At 55.6% G+C, this 20,331-nt stretch carries 21 protein-coding genes; 19 read left to right on the forward strand and 2 right to left on the reverse strand.

Annotation, left to right across the window (positions count from 1 at the left end; genetic code table 11):
* The 10 genes from OGX89_RS09425 to eutR all read left to right on the forward strand — a co-directional run bounded on the left by OGX89_RS09425 (position 1) and on the right by eutR (position 10,787).
* A complete protein-coding gene (locus OGX89_RS09425) occupies positions 1 to 1,404 on the forward strand; it encodes an aldehyde dehydrogenase family protein (protein WP_003835050.1) in 1,404 nt (467 codons plus the stop codon).
* 12 nt (positions 1,405 to 1,416) lie between these two features.
* Complete coding sequence (gene eutJ, locus OGX89_RS09430; protein WP_063941690.1) at positions 1,417 to 2,256, forward strand: ethanolamine utilization protein EutJ; 840 nt, start codon at positions 1,417 to 1,419, stop codon at positions 2,254 to 2,256.
* Positions 2,246 to 3,433: an ethanolamine utilization ethanol dehydrogenase EutG gene (gene eutG, locus OGX89_RS09435; protein WP_125112669.1), complete on the forward strand. Its 1,188-nt coding sequence runs from the start codon at positions 2,246 to 2,248 to the stop codon at positions 3,431 to 3,433. The genes eutJ and eutG overlap by 11 nt, the downstream gene beginning before the upstream one ends.
* A gap of 119 nt (positions 3,434 to 3,552) precedes the next feature.
* Positions 3,553 to 4,785, forward strand: coding sequence for an ethanolamine utilization protein EutH (gene eutH, locus OGX89_RS09440; protein WP_125112668.1), 1,233 nt, complete (start codon positions 3,553 to 3,555; stop codon positions 4,783 to 4,785).
* Positions 4,782 to 6,185 (forward strand): ethanolamine ammonia-lyase reactivating factor EutA, encoded by a 1,404-nt coding sequence (gene eutA, locus OGX89_RS09445; RefSeq protein WP_003835041.1) that lies wholly within the window; start codon positions 4,782 to 4,784, stop codon positions 6,183 to 6,185. Before eutH ends, eutA begins: the two co-directional genes overlap by 4 nt.
* Before the next feature lie 11 nt (positions 6,186 to 6,196).
* A complete protein-coding gene (gene eutB, locus OGX89_RS09450) occupies positions 6,197 to 7,558 on the forward strand; it encodes an ethanolamine ammonia-lyase subunit alpha (protein WP_003038029.1) in 1,362 nt (453 codons plus the stop codon).
* Positions 7,559 to 7,578: 20 nt separating this feature from the next.
* On the forward strand, positions 7,579 to 8,475 hold the full coding sequence (gene eutC, locus OGX89_RS09455; protein WP_125112667.1) for an ethanolamine ammonia-lyase subunit EutC: 897 nt from the start codon (positions 7,579 to 7,581) through the stop codon (positions 8,473 to 8,475).
* Between the two features lie 9 nt (positions 8,476 to 8,484).
* Positions 8,485 to 9,144, forward strand: coding sequence for an ethanolamine utilization microcompartment protein EutL (gene eutL / locus OGX89_RS09460; RefSeq protein WP_063941688.1), 660 nt, complete (start codon positions 8,485 to 8,487; stop codon positions 9,142 to 9,144).
* A gap of 11 nt (positions 9,145 to 9,155) precedes the next feature.
* Positions 9,156 to 9,686: an ethanolamine utilization microcompartment protein EutK gene (gene eutK / locus OGX89_RS09465; RefSeq protein WP_003835033.1), complete on the forward strand. Its 531-nt coding sequence runs from the start codon at positions 9,156 to 9,158 to the stop codon at positions 9,684 to 9,686.
* Between the two features lie 48 nt (positions 9,687 to 9,734).
* Positions 9,735 to 10,787, forward strand: coding sequence for an HTH-type transcriptional regulator EutR (gene eutR / locus OGX89_RS09470; RefSeq protein ID WP_003835032.1), 1,053 nt, complete (start codon positions 9,735 to 9,737; stop codon positions 10,785 to 10,787).
* A 95-nt stretch (positions 10,788 to 10,882) separates the two neighbouring features.
* Here eutR and hemF read toward each other — a convergent pair whose 3' ends face one another.
* Positions 10,883 to 11,782: an oxygen-dependent coproporphyrinogen oxidase gene (hemF, locus tag OGX89_RS09475; protein ID WP_048224960.1), complete on the reverse strand. Its 900-nt coding sequence runs from the start codon at positions 11,780 to 11,782 to the stop codon at positions 10,883 to 10,885.
* A 2-nt stretch (positions 11,783 to 11,784) separates the two neighbouring features.
* On the reverse strand, positions 11,785 to 12,654 hold the full coding sequence (gene amiA, locus OGX89_RS09480; RefSeq protein ID WP_003038046.1) for an N-acetylmuramoyl-L-alanine amidase AmiA: 870 nt from the start codon (positions 12,652 to 12,654) through the stop codon (positions 11,785 to 11,787).
* Positions 12,655 to 12,866: 212 nt separating this feature from the next.
* Here amiA and OGX89_RS09485 point away from each other — a divergent pair, with 212 nt between their 5' ends.
* The 9 genes from OGX89_RS09485 (at position 12,867) to cysA (ending at position 20,289) form a co-directional block, all read left to right on the forward strand.
* On the forward strand, positions 12,867 to 13,292 hold the full coding sequence (locus OGX89_RS09485; protein ID WP_003038048.1) for a GNAT family acetyltransferase: 426 nt from the start codon (positions 12,867 to 12,869) through the stop codon (positions 13,290 to 13,292).
* Entirely contained in the window at positions 13,279 to 13,728 is a 450-nt protein-coding gene (locus tag OGX89_RS09490; protein WP_003835027.1) for a DUF2919 domain-containing protein, read from the forward strand. The genes OGX89_RS09485 and OGX89_RS09490 overlap by 14 nt, the downstream gene beginning before the upstream one ends.
* 59 nt (positions 13,729 to 13,787) lie before the next feature.
* Positions 13,788 to 14,363 carry an RpoE-regulated lipoprotein gene (locus tag OGX89_RS09495; protein WP_003835025.1) on the forward strand — a complete coding sequence of 192 codons (576 nt, stop codon included), beginning with the start codon at positions 13,788 to 13,790 and terminating at the stop codon, positions 14,361 to 14,363.
* A 93-nt stretch (positions 14,364 to 14,456) separates the two neighbouring features.
* Positions 14,457 to 15,356 carry a porphyrinogen peroxidase gene (gene yfeX, locus OGX89_RS09500; protein WP_003835022.1) on the forward strand — a complete coding sequence of 300 codons (900 nt, stop codon included), beginning with the start codon at positions 14,457 to 14,459 and terminating at the stop codon, positions 15,354 to 15,356.
* A gap of 171 nt (positions 15,357 to 15,527) precedes the next feature.
* A complete protein-coding gene (ucpA, locus tag OGX89_RS09505) occupies positions 15,528 to 16,319 on the forward strand; it encodes an SDR family oxidoreductase UcpA (protein WP_003835020.1) in 792 nt (263 codons plus the stop codon).
* Between the two features lie 157 nt (positions 16,320 to 16,476).
* Entirely contained in the window at positions 16,477 to 17,493 is a 1,017-nt protein-coding gene (gene cysP, locus OGX89_RS09510; protein WP_003835019.1) for a thiosulfate/sulfate ABC transporter substrate-binding protein CysP, read from the forward strand.
* Complete coding sequence (gene cysT / locus OGX89_RS09515) at positions 17,494 to 18,327, forward strand: sulfate/thiosulfate ABC transporter permease CysT (RefSeq protein ID WP_003038061.1); 834 nt, start codon at positions 17,494 to 17,496, stop codon at positions 18,325 to 18,327.
* A complete protein-coding gene (cysW, locus tag OGX89_RS09520) occupies positions 18,327 to 19,202 on the forward strand; it encodes a sulfate/thiosulfate ABC transporter permease CysW (RefSeq protein ID WP_003038064.1) in 876 nt (291 codons plus the stop codon). The genes cysT and cysW overlap by 1 nt, the downstream gene beginning before the upstream one ends.
* Positions 19,192 to 20,289, forward strand: a complete 1,098-nt coding sequence (gene cysA, locus OGX89_RS09525) for a sulfate/thiosulfate ABC transporter ATP-binding protein CysA (RefSeq protein ID WP_003038066.1) — start codon at positions 19,192 to 19,194, stop codon at positions 20,287 to 20,289. The genes cysW and cysA overlap by 11 nt, the downstream gene beginning before the upstream one ends.
* The last annotated feature ends 42 nt before the right edge of the window (positions 20,290 to 20,331 follow it).

Here is a 20,331-nt window from a genome sequence, read left to right on the forward strand (position 1 = left end):
ATGAATCAACAGGATATTGAACAGGTCGTGAAAGCGGTACTGCTGAAAATGAAAGACAGCAGCCAACCCGTCAGTGCCGTTCAAGAAATGGGCGTTTTTGCCTCCCTGGATGACGCAGTGGCGGCAGCAAAACTGGCCCAGCAGGGGCTGAAAAGCGTCGCCATGCGCCAACTGGCTATCACGGCCCTACGTGAGGCGGGCGAAAAGCACGCCAGAGAATTAGCGGAACTTGCCGTCACTGAAACCGGCATGGGACGCGTCGAAGATAAATTTGCCAAAAATGTGGCGCAGGCGCGCGGCACGCCGGGTGTGGAATGCCTGTCTCCACAGGTTCTGACCGGCGATAACGGTCTGACGCTGATTGAAAACGCGCCGTGGGGCGTGGTGGCCTCGGTAACCCCATCCACCAACCCGGCCGCGACCGTCATTAACAACGCCATCAGCCTGATTGCCGCTGGTAACAGCGTGGTTTTCGCACCGCATCCGGCGGCGAAAAAAGTCTCTCAGCGCGCTATCACTCTGCTTAACCAGGCGGTGGTTGCCGCAGGCGGTCCGGCAAACCTGTTGGTGACGGTTGCCAACCCGGATATCGAGACTGCCCAGCGTCTGTTCAAGTACCCAGGTATCGGCCTGCTGGTGGTGACCGGTGGTGAAGCCGTAGTGGACGCCGCGCGTAAGCACACCAACAAACGTCTGATTGCCGCTGGTGCGGGTAATCCGCCAGTGGTGGTTGATGAAACGGCTGACCTGGCACGTGCGGCGCAGTCGATAGTCAAAGGTGCATCGTTTGACAACAACATCATCTGCGCCGACGAAAAAGTGCTGATCGTGGTCGATAGCGTCGCTGATGAACTGATGCGTCTGATGGAAAGCCAGCATGCGGTGAAACTGACCGCTGCTCAGGCCGAACAGCTGCAGCCGGTGCTGCTGAAAAATATCGATGAGCGCGGTAAAGGCACGGTCAGTCGTGACTGGGTCGGACGCGATGCCGGAAAAATCGCTGCGGCGATTGGTCTGAACGTACCGGAGCAAACCCGTCTGTTATTCGTCGAAACCTCAGCGACGCATCCGTTTGCCGTTACCGAACTGATGATGCCGGTGCTGCCGGTCGTACGGGTTGCCAACGTCGATGAAGCCATTGAACTGGCGGTCAAGCTGGAAGGCGGCTGCCACCATACGGCGGCGATGCACTCACGCAATATCGAAAATATGAACCGTATGGCAAACGCCATTGATACCAGCATCTTCGTTAAGAACGGACCGTGCATTGCCGGTCTTGGACTGGGCGGTGAAGGCTGGACCACGATGACCATTACCACACCAACCGGGGAAGGGGTGACCAGTGCGCGTACGTTTGTGCGTCTGCGTCGCTGTGTGTTGGTGGACGCCTTCAGAATTGTATAAGGAGTAAATGAGATGGCGCACGACGAACAACGTTGGTTGACACCCAGACTGCTAAAAGCGGCAACGCTATGTAACCAGACGCCCGCAAAGAGCGATTCACCGCTGTGGTTGGGCATTGATTTGGGAACGTGTGATGTGGTGTCGATGGTTGTGGACAGTGACGGACAACCGGTCGCGGTTTGCCTGGACTGGGCCGATGTCGTGCGCGATGGCATCGTCTGGGATTTCTTTGGTGCGGTGACCATCGTTCGTCGCCATCTCGATACGCTCGAACAACAGCTGGGTTGCCGTTTTACCCATGCGGCAACCTCGTTTCCACCGGGAACTGACCCACGCATCTCTATTAACGTGCTGGAGTCTGCCGGGCTTGAAGTGAGCCATGTCCTCGACGAACCAACCGCGGTGGCGGATCTGTTGCAGCTTGATAACGCCGGCGTGGTGGATATTGGTGGTGGCACTACCGGGATTGCAATTGTTAAACAGGGAAAAGTGACTTACTCCGCTGATGAAGCGACCGGCGGGCACCATATCTCTCTGACGCTGGCCGGGAACCGTCGTATCCAGTTGGAGGAAGCCGAGCAGTACAAGCGCAGCAATGGCAAAGAAATCTGGCCGGTGGTGAAGCCTGTCTACGAAAAGATGGCGGAAATCGTGGCGCACCATATTGCCGGACAGAGTGTCGCTGATTTGTGGCTGGCGGGTGGCTCCTGTATGCAGCCAGGCGTTGATGAACTGTTCCGTAAGCGTTTCCCGGAACTGCAGGTGCATTTACCCCAGCACAGCCTGTTTATGACTCCGCTGGCGATTGCAAACAGCGGAAAAGAAAAAGCGGAAGGAATCTATGCAAGCTGAATTGCAGACCGCGCTCTTTCAGGCATTCGATACCCTGAATCTGCAACGCGTAAAAACGTTTAGCGTTCCCCCGGTTACGTTATGTGGACTGGGAGCGCTCAGTACCTGCGGACAGGAAGCACAAACGCGCGGACTGACGCATATGTTCGTCATGGTTGACAGCTTTCTGCATCAGGCGGGGATGACCGCCGCACTGGAGCGCAGCCTGGCGATGAAAGGTGTGGCAATGACGCTGTGGCCTTGTCCGGTAGGTGAACCGTGCATTACGGACGTCTGCGCGGCAGTCGCGCAACTGCGTGAATCAAAGTGCGACGGCGTCGTGGCTTTCGGTGGCGGTTCCGTGCTGGATGCCGCCAAGGCAGTGGCGTTGCTGGTGACCAATCCTACCCAGACGCTGGCTGACATGGACGAGCGTAGCGTGTTACGCCCGCGTCTGCCGCTGATTGCCGTACCGACTACCGCCGGAACGGGTTCAGAAACCACGAACGTCACGGTGATTATCGACGCCGTGACCGGACTCAAAAAAGTGCTGGCCCACGCAACCCTGATGCCGGATGTGGCGATCCTTGACGCCGCATTGACGGAAGGCGTGCCTGCACACGTAACGGCGATGACTGGGATTGATGCACTGACGCACGCCGTTGAAGCGTATAGCGCGCTGAACGCGACGCCGTTTACCGACAGCCTGGCGATTGGCGCGATAGCGATGATCGGTAAATCGCTGCCGAAGGCCGTCGGCTACGGTCAGGATCTGGCTGCGCGCGAAAGCATGCTGCTGGCTTCCTGTATGGCCGGGATGGCGTTTTCCAGCGCTGGGCTTGGCCTGTGCCATGCGATGGCGCACCAGCCGGGGGCGACGTTGCACATTCCACACGGACAGGCTAACGCCATGCTGCTTCCCACGGTAATGGGGTTCAACCGCATGGTGTGTCGTGAGCGCTTTAGCCATATCGGACGCGCGTTAACCAACAAGAAATCGGACGATCGTGATGCTATCAACGCGGTCAGCGAGTTGATTAGCGAAGTGGGCCAGACCAAACGACTCTCTGACGTTGGGGCAAAGCCCGAGCAGTACAGCGCATGGGCTCACGCTGCGCTGGAGGATATTTGTATTCGCAGTAACCCACGCACCGCCACGCAGGCACAGATCATCGACCTGTACGCGGCTGCTGGGTAATGCCTGTAGGCCGGATAAGGTGCTCGCACCGTCATCCGGCAATAACACGGCGTTAATGCCGGAGGCGACGTAAACGTCTTATCCGGCCTACAAATCACAAATGACAGGGAGTAGGGGCTATGGGAATTAACGAAATCATCATGTACATCATGATGTTCTTTATGCTGATTGCCGCCGTGGACAGGATCCTGTCGCAGTTCGGCGGTTCGGCACGCTTCCTCGGTAAATTCGGTAAGAGTATTGAGGGATCGGGCGGCCAGTTTGAAGAAGGTTTTATGGCGATGGGCGCACTGGGTCTGGCGATGGTTGGTATGACCGCGCTGGCGCCGGTTCTGGCGCATGTGCTCGGGCCGGTGATTATTCCGCTGTATGAAATGTTGGGCGCGAACCCGTCGATGTTTGCCGGAACGCTGCTGGCGTGCGATATGGGCGGCTTCTTCCTGGCGAAAGAACTGGCGGGCGGCGACGTTGCGGCGTGGCTGTACTCTGGCCTGATCCTCGGGGCGATGATGGGGCCGACGCTGGTCTTCTCCATTCCGGTTGCGTTGGGGATTATTGAACCGTCTGACCGTCGTTATCTGGCGCTGGGCGTGCTGGCGGGTATTGTCACCATTCCGATTGGTTGTATTGCGGGCGGTTTGATTGCGATGTACTCCGGCGTCGAAATCAACGGGCAGCCGGTGGAGTTCACCTTCGCGCTGATCCTGATGAATATGATCCCGGTGCTGATCGTGGCTGTGCTGGTGGCGCTGGGACTGAAATTCATCCCGGAAAAAATGATCAACGGCTTCCAGATCTTCGCGAAATTCCTGGTGGCGCTGATCACCATCGGCCTGGCAGCAGCGGTGGTTAAATTCCTGCTCGGCTGGGAGCTGATCCCAGGTCTTGATCCTATCTTCATGGCTCCGGGCGACAAGCCGGGTGAAGTGATGCGCGCCATCGAAGTTATCGGTTCTATTTCCTGCGTACTGCTCGGTGCGTATCCAATGGTACTGCTGCTGACTCGCTGGTTTGAAAAACCGCTGATGAGTGTCGGTAACCTGTTAAAAATCAATAATATTGCGGCTGCCGGCATGGTCGCGACGCTGGCGAACAACATCCCAATGTTCGGCATGATGAAGAATATGGATACCCGCGGCAAAGTGATCAACTGCGCCTTTGCGGTCTCCGCGGCCTTTGCATTGGGTGACCACTTAGGCTTCGCCGCTGCCAACATGAACGCGATGATCTTCCCGATGATTGTCGGCAAGCTGATTGGCGGTGTGACGGCGATTGGTGTGGCTATGCTGTTGGTACCGAAAGATGAAGATGTGCCAACTGAAGTAGAAACCAACCCGGAGGCGCAATCGTGAATACTCGCCAGCTACTGAGCGTCGGTATCGATATCGGCACCACCACCACTCAGGTCATTTTCTCGCGCCTTGAGCTGGTCAACCGTGCGGCAGTGTCGCAGGTGCCGCGCTACGAATTCATCAAACGCGAAATTAGCTGGCAAAGCCCGGTGTTCTTTACCCCCGTTGATAAGCAGGGCGGGTTAAAAGAGGCCGAACTTAAGGCGCTAATCCTCGCCCAGTATCAGGCGGCGGGTATTGCGCCTGAGACTGTCGATTCCGGCGCGATCATCATCACCGGAGAAAGTGCCAAAACCCGAAATGCGCGTCCGGCGGTGATGGCGCTCTCTCAGTCTCTGGGGGACTTCGTGGTTGCCAGCGCCGGTCCGCATCTGGAATCGGTGATTGCCGGTCACGGCGCGGGGGCACAAACCCTGTCCGAGCAGAAGTTGTGCCGCGTACTGAATATCGACATCGGTGGCGGTACGTCGAACTACGTTCTGTTCGATGCCGGAAAGGTCAGCGGTTCGGCTTGCCTCAACGTCGGCGGACGACTGCTGGAAACGGACGGCCAGGGGCGAGTAGTGCATGCGCATCAGCCGGGGCAGATGATTGTTGATGACGTATTTGGTCCGGGCACTGATGCCCGAACTCTCAATGCGGCGCAGCTTGTTCAGGTAGCCCGACGGATGGCGGCGCTGATTGTGGAGGTGATCGACGGCACGTTATCACCGCTGGCACAGGCGCTGATGCAAACCGGCCTGTTACCGGCGGGCATGAAACCGGAAGTGATTACGTTGTCCGGCGGGGTGGGCGAGTGCTACCGCAACCAACCCGCCGACCCGTTCTGTTTTTCCGACATTGGCCCGCTGTTAGCGACGGCTCTGCATGAACATCCGCGCCTGCGTGAGATGAACGTGCAGTTCCCGGCGCAAACCGTGCGCGCCACGGTGATTGGCGCTGGTGCACATACGCTGTCGCTTTCGGGCAGCACTATCTGGCTGGAAGGTGTGGCGCTTCCGCTGCGCAATCTGCCGGTGGCGATTCCGGTTGATGAGGCTGATTTGGTGGCCGCCTGGCAACAGGCGCTAATGCAGCTCGATCTTGACCCGCAAACAGACGCCTACGTGCTGGCGCTGCCCGGTTCACTGCCGGTGCGCTACGCCGCGCTGTTAACGGTGATTGATGCGCTGCTGGCCTTCGTCGCGCGCTATCCGAATCCGCATCCCCTGCTGGTGGTAGCCGAGCAGGATTTTGGTAAGGCCCTGGGCATGCTGTTACGCCCACAGTTACAGCAACACCCGCTGGCAGTCATCGATGAGGTGGTTGTCCGGGCGGGGGACTATATCGACATTGGTACGCCTCTTTTTGGCGGATCGGTTGTGCCGGTGACGGTGAAATCACTCGCATTTCCTTCCTGAGGGAACGACTTATGAAACTAAAGACCACATTGTTCGGCAATGTTTATCAGTTTAAGGATGTTAAAGAGGTGCTGGCAAAAGCCAACGAACTGCGTTCGGGGGATGTGCTGGCAGGAGTGGCTGCAACCAGTTCGCAGGAGCGCGTGGCGGCCAAGCAGGTACTGTCGGAAATGACGGTGGCGGATATCCGCAATAACCCGGTGATTTCCTATGAAGAGGACTGTGTAACGCGTCTGATTCAGGATGACGTCAACGAAACGGCATATAACCGTATCAAAAACTGGAGTATCAGCGAGCTGCGCGAGTACGTGCTGAGCGATGAAACCTCCGTTGATGACATTGCGTTTACGCGCAAAGGGTTAACGTCGGAAGTGGTCGCTGCGGTAGCAAAAATCTGCTCTAACGCGGACCTGATCTACGGCGGTAAGAAAATGCCGGTGATCAAAAAGGCCAATACCACCATCGGTCTGCCGGGCACCTTCAGCTGCCGTTTACAGCCGAACGACACCCGTGATGACGTGCAGAGTATTGCCGCACAAATCTACGAAGGGCTGTCCTTCGGGGCGGGCGATGCGGTGATTGGTGTTAACCCGGTAACGGATGACGTGGAAAACTTAAGCCGCGTACTGGATACCGTGTACGGCGTTATCGACAAATTCAACATCCCGACCCAGGGCTGCGTACTGGCACACGTGACTACCCAGATCGAAGCGATTCGTCGCGGTGCGCCGGGCGGGCTGATTTTCCAGAGTATCTGCGGTAGCGAAAAAGGCTTAAAAGAGTTTGGCGTTGAGCTGGCCATGCTGGATGAAGCGCGTGCAGTGGGCGCTGAGTTCAACCGTATCGCCGGGGAAAACTGCCTGTACTTCGAAACCGGGCAAGGGTCTGCGCTTTCCGCGGGCGCGAACTTCGGCGCCGATCAGGTGACGATGGAAGCGCGTAACTACGGGCTGGCACGCCACTACGATCCGTTCCTGGTGAACACCGTGGTGGGCTTTATCGGGCCGGAGTATCTCTACAACGACCGTCAGATTATTCGCGCGGGTCTGGAAGATCACTTTATGGGCAAGCTGAGCGGCATCTCGATGGGCTGCGACTGCTGCTACACCAACCATGCTGATGCTGACCAGAACCTTAACGAAAACCTGATGATTCTGCTCGCCACCGCTGGCTGCAACTACATCATGGGCATGCCGCTCGGTGACGACATCATGCTCAACTATCAGACCACCGCCTTCCACGACACCGCGACCGTGCGTCAGCTGCTGAACCTGCGTCCGTCGCCGGAGTTTGAACGTTGGCTGGAAACCATGGGCATTATGGCAAACGGTCGCCTGACCAAACGGGCGGGCGATCCGTCACTGTTCTTCTGATGACGCGGGGATGACACACGATGGATCAAAAACAGATTGAAGAAATTGTACGCAGCGTAATGGCGTCAATGGGTGAGTCTCAACCGCAGGCTCAAGAACCGTCAGCACCAGCAAAATGCAGCACCACGCAGTGCGCCGCGCCGACCGGTGAAAGCTGCGCGATGGACTTAGGCTCAGCCGAAGCCAAAGCATGGATTGGCGTAGAGAATCCGCACCGTGCAGAGGTGTTGACTGAACTTCGCCGTAGCACCGCTGCGCGTGTATGTACCGGTCGTGCCGGTCCTCGTCCGCGTACCCAGGCGCTGCTGCGTTTCCTGGCTGACCACTCACGTTCGAAAGATACGGTATTGAAAGAAGTGCCGGAAGAGTGGGTAAAAGCCCAGGGGCTGCTGGAAGTGCGCTCGGAAATCGGCGACAAAAACCTGTATCTGACGCGTCCGGACATGGGGCGTCGTCTGAGTGCGGAAGCCATTGAAGCACTGAAATCACAGTGTGTAATGAATCCGGATGTGCAGGTGATTATTTCTGATGGCCTGTCTACCGACGCGATTACCGCCAACTACGAAGAGATCCTGCCGCCGCTGTTGTCGGGCTTAAAACAGGCTGGATTGAAAGTCGGGACGCCGTTCTTTGTTCGCTATGGGCGCGTGAAAATCGAAGATCAGATCGGCGAACTGCTGGGTGCAAAAGCGGTAATCCTGCTGGTTGGTGAACGTCCGGGCCTCGGTCAGTCGGAAAGTCTTTCTTGCTACGCCGTCTATTCGCCGCGTGTGGCAACCACCGTTGAGGCTGACCGTACCTGCATCTCGAACATTCACCAGGGCGGTACGCCTCCGGTTGAAGCGGCAGCAGTAATTGTGGATTTGGCCAAGCGCATGCTGGAGCAAAAAGCATCCGGCATCAATATGACCCGTTAAGGAGGCATCATGCCAGCATTAGATTTGATTAGACCTTCAGTCACCGCGATGCGCGTGATTGCCTCGGTTAATGACGGTTTTGCCCGCGAACTTAAGTTGCCGCCACATATACGTAGCCTCGGACTCATCACAGCAGATTCTGATGACGTGGCGTATATTGCCGCAGACGAAGCGACAAAACAGGCAATGGTCGAAGTGGTTTATGGCCGCTCGCTGTATGCCGGTGCGGCGCACAGTCCTTCTCCAACATCGGGCGAAGTGCTGATTATGCTCGGTGGACCAAACCCGGCCGAAGTTCGCGCGGGTCTGGACGCGATGGTGGCCAATATTGAAAGCGGGGCGGCATTCCAGTGGGCGAATGACGCAGAAGATACCGCCTTCCTGGCGCATGTGGTTTCGCGTACCGGTTCGTATCTCTCCGCAACCGCGGGATGCCGACTGGGTGATCCGATGGCGTATCTGGTAGCTCCGCCGCTGGAAGCGACATTTGGTATTGATGCCGCGCTGAAATCTGCCGATGTACAACTGGTGACCTATGTACCACCGCCGTCAGAAACTAACTATTCAGCCGCGTTTTTGACCGGTAGCCAGGCCGCTTGTAAAGCCGCATGTAACGCCTTTACCGATGCCGTTCTGGATATTGCCCGTAATCCAATCCAGCGCGCGTAAGAGAGGTAGTGATGATCAATGCACTGGGATTACTGGAAGTGGATGGCATGGTGGCTGCCGTGGACGCGGCCGATGCCATGCTGAAAGCCGCGAACGTGCGTCTGCTTAGCCACGAAGTGCTCGATCCTGGTCGGCTGACGCTGGTGGTGGAAGGCGATCTGGCGGCATGCCGCGCAGCGCTGGATGCTGGCAGTGCAGCCGCAGCGCGTACGGGCCGTGTTATCAGCCGTAAGGAAATAGGCCGGCCGGACGATGACACCCAGTGGCTGATCGGCGGTTTTAAACGCCAGCCGAAGAAACCTGAACAGAAGCCAGAAGCGAAAACAGAAGTGAAACCAGAGAAGACACAGGACGCCCCAGTGACGTCTGAATCCTCTGCCCAACTTCTGACGCTGTTAGCATCGGTCCGTCAAGGAATGACGGCAGGGGAAGTGGCTGCCCACTTTGGCTGGTCACTTGATGAAGCCAGAAATGCGCTGGAACAGCTCTTTTCTGATGGAGCGTTGCGTAAACGCAGTAGTCGCTACCGCTTAAAAAATTAACTTGTCGGAGGGCCGGGGGCTTCGTTGAAGCTTCCGGCTTAAAAGATCATGAAAAAGAACCGTACTGCAAACTTGCACCATCTTTATCATGAAGTATTACCCGAAGACGTTAAACTGACGCCGAAAGTGGAAGTGGACAACGTTCACCAACGGCGAACAACGGATGTGTATGAGCATGCGCTGACGATTACCGCCTGGCAGCAGATCTACGACCAGTTGCATCCGGGAAAATTTCATGGCGAGTTCACGGAAATCCTGCTCGATGATATTCAGGTGTTCCGTGAATACACCGGACTGGCGCTGCGTCAGTCGTGCCTTGTCTGGCCAAACTCATTTTGGTTTGGCATTCCGGCCACGCGCGGCGAGCAGGGATTTATTGGTACCCAGTGTTTGGGTAGCGCTGAAATTGCCACCCGCCCAGGCGGGACGGAGTTTGAACTGAGTACGCCGGATGATTACACCATTTTGGGTGTCGTCATTTCGGAAGAGGCCATTGCTCGTCAGGCCAACTTCCTGCATAACCCGGAAAGGGTGTTGCATATGCTGCGCAATCAGTCGGCGCTGGAAGTTAAAGAACAACACAAAGCCGCGCTATGGGGCTTTGTGCAGCAGGCGCTGGCGACGTTTAGTGAGAATCCTGAAAACCTTCACCAACCCGCGGTGCGTAAAGTGTTGGGGGATAACCTGCTGCTGGCGATGGGCACCATGCTGGAAGAAGCGCAGCCGATTATGACTGCGGAGAGCATCAGCCATCAGAGTTATCGTCGCTTGCTGTCGCGTGCGCGCGAATATGTGCTGGAAAATATGTCAGAGCCGCTGACCGTGCTCGACTTATGCAATCAACTGCACGTTAGCCGCCGGACATTGCAAAACGCCTTTCACGCGATCCTCGGTATTGGCCCGAATGCATGGTTGAAACGTATTCGCCTGAACGCCGTGCGCCGTGAGTTAATAAGCCCATGGTCGCAGAGTGCGACGGTGAAAGACGCCGCCATGCAGTGGGGATTCTGGCATTTAGGGCAATTTGCCACCGACTACCAGCAGCTGTTTGCGGAGAAACCATCGTTGACGCTGCATCAGCGTATGCGCCAGTGGGCATGATGAGACTATTGTGCCGGATGCGACGCTAACGCGTCTTATCCGGCCTACGGGGTTGCCGTTGTTGTAGGCCTGATAAGCGTAGCGCCATCAGGCAATTACACCCAGTCGCGGACCTGAATAAACTCGCTAAGGGCAGCTTCCGGGCTGTTTGCTTCCGGCTGCCAGTCATACTCCCAGCGTACCAGCGGCGGCATCGACATCAGAATCGATTCCGTGCGCCCGCCGGTTTGCAAACCGAACAACGTGCCGCGATCCCACACCAGATTAAATTCCACATAGCGCCCACGACGATAAAGCTGGAAATTACGCTCGCGCTCGCCCCAGCTCATCATTTTGCGGCGTTCGACGATGGGCAGATACGCCTCGGTGTAACCTTGACCTACTGCCTGCATAAAAGCGAAGCAGTGGTCGAAATCAGGGGTATTCAAATCATCGAAAAACAGCCCGCCAATGCCGCGCTGCTCGTTGCGGTGCTTGAGGAAGAAGTAGTCATCGCACCACTTTTTGTAACGTGGATAAACGTCATCGCCAAACGGCTGGCACAGATCCCGCGCCGTGCGATGCCAGTGAACCGCATCCTCATCAAAGCCGTAGTAGGGCGTTAAGTCAAAGCCGCCGCCAAACCACCACACGGGATCGGCCCCCGGTTTTTCCGCGATAAAAAACCGTACGTTGGCATGGCTGGTTGGAATGTAGGGATTCTGCGGGTGCACCACCAGCGAGACGCCCATCGCTTCAAAGCTGCGCCCGGCAAGCTCCGGGCGATGCGCGGTAGCTGAGGCCGGCATAGCATCGCCGTGGACGTGAGAGAAATTAACGCCTGCTTGCTCGAAAATACCGCCGTTACGCAACACCCGACTGCGCCCGCCGCCGCCCGCTTCGCGTTGCCAGTTATCCTCAACAAATTCGCTGCCGTCTACGGTGGATAACTGCTGACAAATCTCATCCTGCAGGCTGAGCAGGAACTGTTTTACGCGCTGTGCATCGGGCTTCATGGTTAACGTTTCTTCGAGTGGGCTTTCTGGTTATCAAACCAGTGGAAATAGCTGATGATGCCATTGGCGATAGCGGTGGCGATTTTCTGACGAAACGCCGCCGTACCCAGCAATCGTTCTTCTTCCGGGTTGGTGATGAACGAGGTTTCGACCAGGACCGACGGAATCGAAGGTGATTTTAGCACCACGAAGGCGGCCTGTTCCGTGCTGCGACTGTGCAGACGGTGTACCGGCTTGATCTTCTTAAGAATATGCGAGCCTAACGTCAGGCTGTTTTTTATGGTGTCAGTTTGCACCAGATCGAACAGCACCTGCTGCAACAAATGATCTTTGTCAGTGGCCTTCTTTCCGGCGACTTCATCGGCCCGGTTTTCACGATCGGACAGATATTTCGCCATGGCGCTACTGGCGCCGCGATTGGATAAGGCAAAGACCGAAGCACCTGCAGCGCTCGGATTGGTAAAACCGTCGGCGTGGATCGACATGAACAGATCGGCACCATGCTTGTGGGCGATCTCGACGCGATCGTAGAGCGGAATAAACGTATCGCCGGAGCGGGTCAGGCGAGCATCAATCCCCTGGTTGCGTAGGATCGAGCGCACGTTTTTGGCAATAGCTAACACAACGTGCTTTTCTTTCGAGCCGTTGCGACCAATTGCGCCGGTATCAATCCCTCCGTGCCCCGGATCAAGGACAACAACGCGCTTAGCACCGGATTTTTTCGCTTTCGGTTTGCTGTGTCCATTGCTGGTCTTTAGCGCTTCTTCTTTAGCGATGGCTTGTGACATGCCTGACAGCGTCAGGGCGGCCAGCCCGGCTTTCAGCACCTGGCGGCGCGATGTGAGTGTTTTTAGTGGTTTAAAAGTGCTCATACGGCCTGAGTTGTAAAAAAAAGGTTCTAAACGTTATATCGTATCGCGTAGTCCGTTGCGACGGATCGAGATAAGAATTGTTTTACTTTTCATTTCAATACGTGACAATTCCGTATTATGCCATTTTTTCCGCCGCTTCGCGTCAGATATTGGCTAAATCAGCCGTTCGCGCCATAATCGCTTTTTAACGTCCTGAAAAGGTACCCAATACCATGGAAATACGCGTTTTTCGCCAGGAAGATTTCGAAGAGGTGATCACCCTCTGGGAGCGTTGTGATTTGCTGCGTCCATGGAACGACCCTGAAATGGACATCGAACGTAAAGTCAATCATGACGTCAGCTTGTTCCTCGTTGCTGAAGTGAACGGCGAGGTGGTCGGCACGGTGATGGGCGGATACGACGGGCATCGCGGTTCCGCCTATTACCTGGGCGTGCATCCTGAGTTTCGCGGACGCGGTATTGCCAATGCGCTGCTCAACCGGCTGGAGAAAAAGCTCATTGCCCGCGGTTGTCCGAAGATTCAAATCATGGTGCGTGACGATAACGACGTCGTACAGGGCATGTATGAACGTCTGGGCTATGAACATGCGGATGTACTCAATCTGGGCAAGCGTTTGATCGAAGATGAAGAGTACTGAGTTTCATCCGGCCGACTATGATGGTCATGGGCGTCTGCGCCTGCCTTTTCTCTTCTGGTGCGTACTGCTGTTGCAGGCACGCACCTGGGTTTTGTTTGTGATTGCCGGTTCTTCCCGTGAGCAGGGCAACACCTTGCTGAATCTGTTTTATCCCGATCATGACGCATTCTGGCTGGGGTTGCTTCCCGGCGTTCCCGCCGTGTTGGCGTTTTTACTCAGCGGGCGACGCTTTGCGTTTCCGGTGATCTGGCGCTGGCTGCGCGGATTATTGATTCTCGCTCAACTAGTGCTGCTGTGCTGGCAGCCGGTGATGTGGCTGGCAGGCGATCCGCTCAATGGCGTCGGACTGGCGCTGCTGGTGGCGGATATTGTCGCGCTGATCTGGCTGTTAACCAATCAACGTCTGCGCGCCTGTTTTTCCCTTGAGAAAGAATAACGGCACTTTTTGGGGAAACCGGACTCCAAGCAACGTTGATAAATAAGGAAGGAAGTGAAATGAAATCACTGCGTTTGACTTTATGCGCGATGCCGCTGCTACTGGCCGGGTGTTCAACGTTGTCCTCGGTGAACTGGTCTGCCGCCAATCCGTGGAACTGGTTTGGTTCTTCAACGCAGGTCACAGAGCAGGGCGTCGGAGCGTTAACGGGCGCTACGCCGCTGGATGAAAAAGCCATTGCTGATGCGCTGGACGGTGATTACCGCCTGCGTAGCGGAATGAAGACCGATAACGGTAATGTGGTGCGCTTCTATGAAGCGATGAAAGACGACAAGCTGGCGATAGTCATCAACGGCAGCCAGGGAACCATCAGTCGTATTGATATATTAGATCACGATATTTCGTCAGCCGCGGGTGTCGAAATCGGTACACCGTTTAGCGACCTTTACACTAAAGCTTTCGGTAATTGCCAAAAAGCAACCGGCGATGACAGCGCGGGCGTTGAGTGTAAAGCTGAGGGAAGTCAACATATTAGCTATATTTTTTCCGGTGAATGGAGCGGGCCTGAGGATATAATGCCGTCTGACGACACGCTGAAAGCGTGGAAAGTAAGCAAAATTATCTGGCGGCGTTAATTTGCGTCTGAACAAATCGGCTTGTTAAAAAAACAGGTAGAATAGCGCCCATCAATGCCACGATGTCGTGGCATCTTTTTTTCAGGAGGAACAATGTCTCAGGTTCAGAGTGGCATTTTGCCAGAACATTGCCGTGCGGCGATTTGGATTGAAGCCAATGTTAAAGGCGACGTTGATGCCCTGCGTGCGGCCAGCAAAACCTTCGCCGATAAGCTGGCGACCTTTGAAGCTAAGTTCCCGGATGCGCATCTGGGCGCGGTTGTCGCTTTTGGCAACAACACCTGGCGTGCATTGAGCGGCGGCGTCGGTGCTGAAGAGTTAAAAGACTTTATCCCTTACGGTAAAGGTCTGGCACCAGCAACCCAATATGACGTGTTGATCCATATTCTCTCTTTGCGTCATGACGTGAATTTCTCCGTTGCGCAGGCGGCAATGGAAGCATTTGGCGACTGTATTGAAGTCAAAGAAGAAATCCACGGTTTCCGTTGGGTCGAAGAGCGCGATCTCAGCGGCTTTGTTGACGGTACGGAAAATCCGGCAGGCGAAGAAACGCGCCGTGAAGTTGCCGTTATCAAAGATGGCGTGGATGCCGGTGGCAGCTATGTGTTTGTACAGCGTTGGGAACATAACCTGAAGCAGCTTAATCGCATGAGCATCCATGACCAGGAAATGATGATTGGTCGCACCAAGGAAGCCAACGAAGAGATCGACGGTGATGACCGTCCGGTCACCTCTCACCTGAGCCGTGTTGACCTCAAAGAAGACGGTAAAGGGCTGAAAATTGTGCGCCAGAGCCTGCCATACGGTACTGCCAGCGGCACGCATGGTCTCTATTTCTGCGCCTACTGCGCTCGTCTGCACAACATTGAACAACAATTGCTGAGCATGTTTGGTGACACTGACGGTAAGCGTGATGCGATGCTGCGCTTCACCAAACCGGTAACCGGCGGCTATTACTTTGCACCGTCGCTGGACCGTTTAATGGCGCTGTAATGGTGAGCTGATCCTGTTATCGGCCACGAAATAGACATCCCCGCATCGTCGGGGATTTTTTTACCTGAGATTAACCTGATTTAGTGAGCTATTCCTCAGCACTAATTTGTTATTGCTGTATCTTCTGCGTGAATGAAGCGAAGGCTTCATATTCAAAAGGAGAATATTGAAATGGGAAAACTCACGGGCAAAACAGCATTGATTACGGGCGCATCTCAGGGTATTGGCGAGGGTATCGCCAGAACGTTTGCCCGCCATGGTGCGAACTTAATCCTGCTGGATATCTCCGATGAGATTGAAAAACTGGCGGATGAGTTGGCTGGACGTGGGCACCGTTGCACAGCCGTTCACGCTGACGTCAGAGATTTTGCGTCGGTCAAGGAAGCGGTGACGCGCGCGAAGCAGATTGAAGGCAAAATCGATATTCTGGTGAACAATGCCGGCGTATGCCGCCTCGGCAACTTCCTTGATATGAGCGATGAAGATCGCGATTTTCACATTGATATCAACATTAAAGGCGTCTGGAACGTGACGAAAGCCGTTCTGCCGGAGATGATTGCGCGCAAAGATGGGCGCATCGTGATGATGTCATCGGTGACCGGCGATATGGTTGCTGACCCGGGCGAAACGGCCTACGCGCTGTCGAAAGCCGCGATCATCGGTTTGACCAAATCCCTGGCGGTAGAATATGCGCAGTCCGGCATTCGCGTGAATGCCATTTGCCCTGGCTACGTTCGTACGCCGATGGCGGAAAGCATTGCGCGTCAGTCTAACCCGGAAGATCCTGAATCCGTTTTAGTCGAAATGGCGAAAGCGATCCCAATGCGTCGTCTGGCCTGCCCGCTTGAGGTCGGCGAACTGGCGGCGTTCCTGGCATCGGATGAGTCCAGTTATTTAACTGGCACGCAAAACGTGATTGATGGCGGCAGCACTTTGCCTGAAAGCGTAAGCGTCGGCGTCTGATTGATGCCGGTCTCCTCCCCATGTGTTGGGGAGGAGATACCCCTTATTCTCTTTTCAACTTTCAAATCATCAAACGGTATATAAAACCGTTACTCCTTTAGCACTGGTTATAAATATGATGACCATAAGAAAGTCATTTAATTTATAAGGGTGCGCAATGGCCGTTAACTTACTGAAAAAAAGAACACTGACGCTGGCAGCCATGCTGTTGCTGGTGGGGCAGGCGCAGGCAACGGAACTGCTGAACAGTTCATACGATGTTTCCCGCGAGCTGTTTGCCGCCCTTAATCCACCGTTTGAACAGCAATGGGCGAAGGATAACGGCGGCGACAAACTGACGATTAAACAATCTCATGCCGGGTCATCAAAACAGGCGTTGGCGATTCTGCAGGGGCTGAAAGCTGACGTCGTGACCTATAACCAGGTGACCGACGTGCAGATCCTGCATGACAAAGGCAAGCTGATCCCTGCCGACTGGCAAAGCCGCCTGCCGAATAACAGTTCGCCATTCTATTCCACCATGGCGTTTTTGGTGCGTAAGGGCAACCCGAAGAATATCCATGAATGGAACGATCTGGTTCGCCCGGACGTGAAGCTGATTTTCCCGAACCCGAAAACCTCCGGTAACGCACGCTATACCTATCTGGCAGCGTGGGGCGCGGCAGATAAAGCGGACGGTGGGGATAAAGCTAAAACCGAACAGTTCATGACCCAGTTTCTGAAAAACGTGGAAGTATTTGATACCGGCGGTCGTGGTGCAACTACCACCTTCGTGGAGCGCGGTCTGGGCGACGTACTGATTACCTTTGAATCGGAAGTGAACAATATCCGTAAACAGTATGAAGACCAGGGCTTCGAAGTGGTGGTGCCGAAGGTCAACATTCTGGCGGAGTTCCCGGTGGCCTGGGTAGATAAAAATGTGCAGGCCAACGGTACTGAAAAAGCGGCGAAAGCTTACCTGAACTGGCTGTACAGCCCGCAGGCGCAAACCATCATTACCGATTTCTACTACCGCGTGAATAACCCACAGGTAATGGACAAGCTGAAAGATAAATTCCCGCAGACCGAATTGTTCCGTGTGGAAGATAAGTTTGGCTCGTGGCCTGAAGTGATGAAAACACACTTTGTCAGCGGCGGTGAGCTGGACAAACTGCTGGCGGCGGGGCGTAAGTAAATGTTTGCTGTTTCTTCCCGACGCGTGCTGCCCGGCTTCACTTTGAGCCTGGGCACCAGCTTACTGTTTGTCTGCCTGATATTGCTGCTGCCGCTGAGCGCGCTGGTGATGCAACTGGCGCAAATGAGCTGGGCGCAATACTGGGATGTGATTACCAATCCGCAGGTGGTGGCGGCTTATAAAGTGACGCTGCTGTCGGCGTTTGTGGCGTCGATTTTTAACGGCGTGTTCGGTTTGCTGATGGCGTGGATATTAACCCGCTATCGCTTTCCGGGCCGTACGCTGTTGGATGCGCTGATGGACCTGCCGTTTGCACTGCCTACGGCGGTGGCAGGTCTGACGCTGGCGTCACTGTTTTCGGTTAATGGCTTCTACGGCGAGTGGCTGGCGAAGCTGGATATCAAGGTGACCTACACCTGGCTCGGTATCGCGGTAGCGATGGCCTTTACCAGCATTCCGTTTGTGGTGCGTACTGTGCAACCAGTACTGGAAGAGTTAGGCCCGGAATATGAAGAAGCAGCTGAAACACTCGGTGCTACGCGCTGGCAAAGTTTCCGTAAAGTAGTGCTGCCGGAGCTGTCTCCCGCGCTGGTGGCGGGCGTTGCGCTGTCGTTTACCCGCAGCCTCGGTGAGTTTGGCGCGGTTATTTTTATCGCCGGAAACATCGCATGGAAGACGGAAGTGACCTCGCTGATGATTTTTGTTCGCTTGCAGGAGTTTGACTACCCGGCCGCCAGCGCGATTGCTTCTGTGATCCTCGGGGCTTCGTTGTTGCTGCTGTTTTCAATTAACACTCTGCAAAGTCGCTTTGGTCGACGTGTGGTAGGTCACTGATGGCAGACATTACCCAATTGAAACGCTATGGCGCACCCCGCATCAACTGGGGGAAATGGTTCCTGATCGGCACGGGCATGCTGGTCTCCGCGTTTATTTTGCTGGTGCCGATGATTTACATCTTCGTGCAGGCGTTCAGCAAGGGATTAATGCCGGTATTACAGAATCTGGCGGACCCGGACATGCTGCATGCCATCTGGCTGACGGTGCTGATTGCGCTGATTGCGGTGCCGGTGAACCTGGTGTTTGGCGTGTTGCTGGCCTGGCTGGTGACCCGCTTTAACTTCCCCGGACGCCAACTATTGCTGACGTTGCTGGATATTCCATTTGCTGTCTCGCCGGTGGTTGCCGGCCTGGTCTATCTGCTGTTTTACGGCTCTAACGGCCCGCTTGGCGGATGGCTGGATGAGCATAACCTGCAAATTATGTTTGCCTGGCCGGGGATGGTGCTGGTGACAGTGTTCGTGACCTGTCCGTTTGTGGTGCGTGAGCTGGTGCCGGTGATGTTAAGCCAGGGTAGCAATGAAGATGAAGCGGCTGTGCTGCTTGGCGCGTCCGGCTGGCAGATGTTCCGCCGCGTGACGCTGCCGAATATCCGTTGGGCATTGCTGTACGGTGTGGTGTTGACCAACGCCCGTGCGATTGGTGAGTTTGGCGCGGTGTCAGTGGTTTCCGGCTCGATTCGCGGCGAAACCTTATCGCTGCCGCTACAGATTGAATTACTGGAGCAGGACTACAACACGGTCGGCTCCTTTACCGCCGCGGCGCTATTAACGCTGATGGCGATTATTACCCTGTTTTTGAAGAGCATGTTGCAATGGCGTCTGGAGAACCAGGAGAAACGCGCGCAGCAGGAGGAAAATCATGAGCATTGAGATTGCCAATATTAAGAAGTCTTTTGGTCGCACCCAGGTGCTGAACGATATCTCGCTGGATATTCCTTCAGGTCAGATGGTTGCGCTGCTGGGGCCGTCTGGCTCGGGCAAAACCACGCTGCTGCGCATTATTGCCGGGCTGGAGCATCAGTCCAGCGGGCATATCCGTTTTCACGGTACCGACGTTAGCCGATTGCACGCCCGCGACCGTAAGGTGGGGTTCGTGTTCCAGCACTATGCGCTGTTTCGTCATATGACCGTTTTCGACAATATCGCGTTTGGTCTGACGGTCCTGCCACGGCGTGAGCGCCCGAATGCGGCGGCCATCAAAGCAAAAGTGACCAAACTGCTGGAAATGGTTCAACTGGCTCATCTGGCGGACCGTTTTCCGGCACAGCTCTCCGGCGGCCAAAAACAGCGCGTGGCGTTGGCGCGTGCGCTGGCGGTAGAGCCGCAGATCCTGCTGCTCGACGAGCCGTTTGGCGCGCTTGATGCGCAGGTGCGTAAAGAACTGCGTCGCTGGCTGCGCCAGCTGCATGAAGAGCTGAAGTTTACCAGCGTGTTTGTGACCCACGACCAGGAAGAAGCAACGGAAGTCGCAGACCGCGTGGTGGTGATGAGCCAGGGGCATATCGAACAGGCTGATGCGCCAGATCAGGTATGGCGCGAACCGGCTACCCGTTTTGTTCTGGAATTTATGGGTGAGGTTAACCGCCTGCAGGGGACGATTCGCGGTGGGCAATTCCACGTGGGCGCACACCGCTGGCCGCTGGGTTATACGCCAGGCTATCAGGGACCGGTGGATTTGTTCCTGCGTCCGTGGGAAGTGGACGTGAGCCGTCGTACCAGCCTGGATTCGCCGTTGCCGGTACAGGTGCTGGAAGCCAGCCCGAAAGGACACTACACCCAATTAGTTGTGCAACCCCTGGGGTGGTACAACGAGCCGCTGACGGTCATCATGCAGGGCGATGATTCCCCAAGCCGCGGCGAACGTTTGTTTGTCGGGCTGCAAAATGCGCGTCTGTATAACGGCGACCAGCGTATTGAAACGCGGGAAGAGGAACTTGCCCTGGCGCAAAGCGCCTGATAGGTTAATTCGTATAGTTATCATCCGGTGGCGCTGTGCTTA

This window comes from Citrobacter sp. Cpo103, assembly GCF_030332605.1.
GTDB lineage: Bacteria > Pseudomonadota > Gammaproteobacteria > Enterobacterales > Enterobacteriaceae > Citrobacter > Citrobacter portucalensis.

Excerpts from the sequence above, each read along its gene's own strand:
- OGX89_RS09425 (WP_003835050.1), top strand. The coding sequence starts at position 1 with ATGAATCAACAGGATATTGAACAGGTCGTGAAAGCGGTACTGCTGAAA.
- eutJ (WP_063941690.1), top strand. The coding sequence starts at position 1,417 with ATGGCGCACGACGAACAACGTTGGTTGACACCCAGACTGCTAAAAGCG.
- eutG (WP_125112669.1), top strand. The coding sequence starts at position 2,246 with ATGCAAGCTGAATTGCAGACCGCGCTCTTTCAGGCATTCGATACCCTG.
- eutH (WP_125112668.1), top strand. The coding sequence starts at position 3,553 with ATGGGAATTAACGAAATCATCATGTACATCATGATGTTCTTTATGCTG.
- eutB (WP_003038029.1), top strand. The coding sequence starts at position 6,197 with ATGAAACTAAAGACCACATTGTTCGGCAATGTTTATCAGTTTAAGGAT.
- eutC (WP_125112667.1), top strand. The coding sequence starts at position 7,579 with ATGGATCAAAAACAGATTGAAGAAATTGTACGCAGCGTAATGGCGTCA.
- eutL (WP_063941688.1), top strand. The coding sequence starts at position 8,485 with ATGCCAGCATTAGATTTGATTAGACCTTCAGTCACCGCGATGCGCGTG.
- eutK (WP_003835033.1), top strand. The coding sequence starts at position 9,156 with ATGATCAATGCACTGGGATTACTGGAAGTGGATGGCATGGTGGCTGCC.
- eutR (WP_003835032.1), top strand. The coding sequence starts at position 9,735 with ATGAAAAAGAACCGTACTGCAAACTTGCACCATCTTTATCATGAAGTA.
- hemF (WP_048224960.1), bottom strand. The coding sequence starts at position 11,782 with ATGAAGCCCGATGCACAGCGCGTAAAACAGTTCCTGCTCAGCCTGCAG.
- amiA (WP_003038046.1), bottom strand. The coding sequence starts at position 12,654 with ATGAGCACTTTTAAACCACTAAAAACACTCACATCGCGCCGCCAGGTG.
- OGX89_RS09485 (WP_003038048.1), top strand. The coding sequence starts at position 12,867 with ATGGAAATACGCGTTTTTCGCCAGGAAGATTTCGAAGAGGTGATCACC.
- OGX89_RS09490 (WP_003835027.1), top strand. The coding sequence starts at position 13,279 with ATGAAGAGTACTGAGTTTCATCCGGCCGACTATGATGGTCATGGGCGT.
- OGX89_RS09495 (WP_003835025.1), top strand. The coding sequence starts at position 13,788 with ATGAAATCACTGCGTTTGACTTTATGCGCGATGCCGCTGCTACTGGCC.
- yfeX (WP_003835022.1), top strand. The coding sequence starts at position 14,457 with ATGTCTCAGGTTCAGAGTGGCATTTTGCCAGAACATTGCCGTGCGGCG.
- ucpA (WP_003835020.1), top strand. The coding sequence starts at position 15,528 with ATGGGAAAACTCACGGGCAAAACAGCATTGATTACGGGCGCATCTCAG.
- cysP (WP_003835019.1), top strand. The coding sequence starts at position 16,477 with ATGGCCGTTAACTTACTGAAAAAAAGAACACTGACGCTGGCAGCCATG.
- cysT (WP_003038061.1), top strand. The coding sequence starts at position 17,494 with ATGTTTGCTGTTTCTTCCCGACGCGTGCTGCCCGGCTTCACTTTGAGC.
- cysW (WP_003038064.1), top strand. The coding sequence starts at position 18,327 with ATGGCAGACATTACCCAATTGAAACGCTATGGCGCACCCCGCATCAAC.
- cysA (WP_003038066.1), top strand. The coding sequence starts at position 19,192 with ATGAGCATTGAGATTGCCAATATTAAGAAGTCTTTTGGTCGCACCCAG.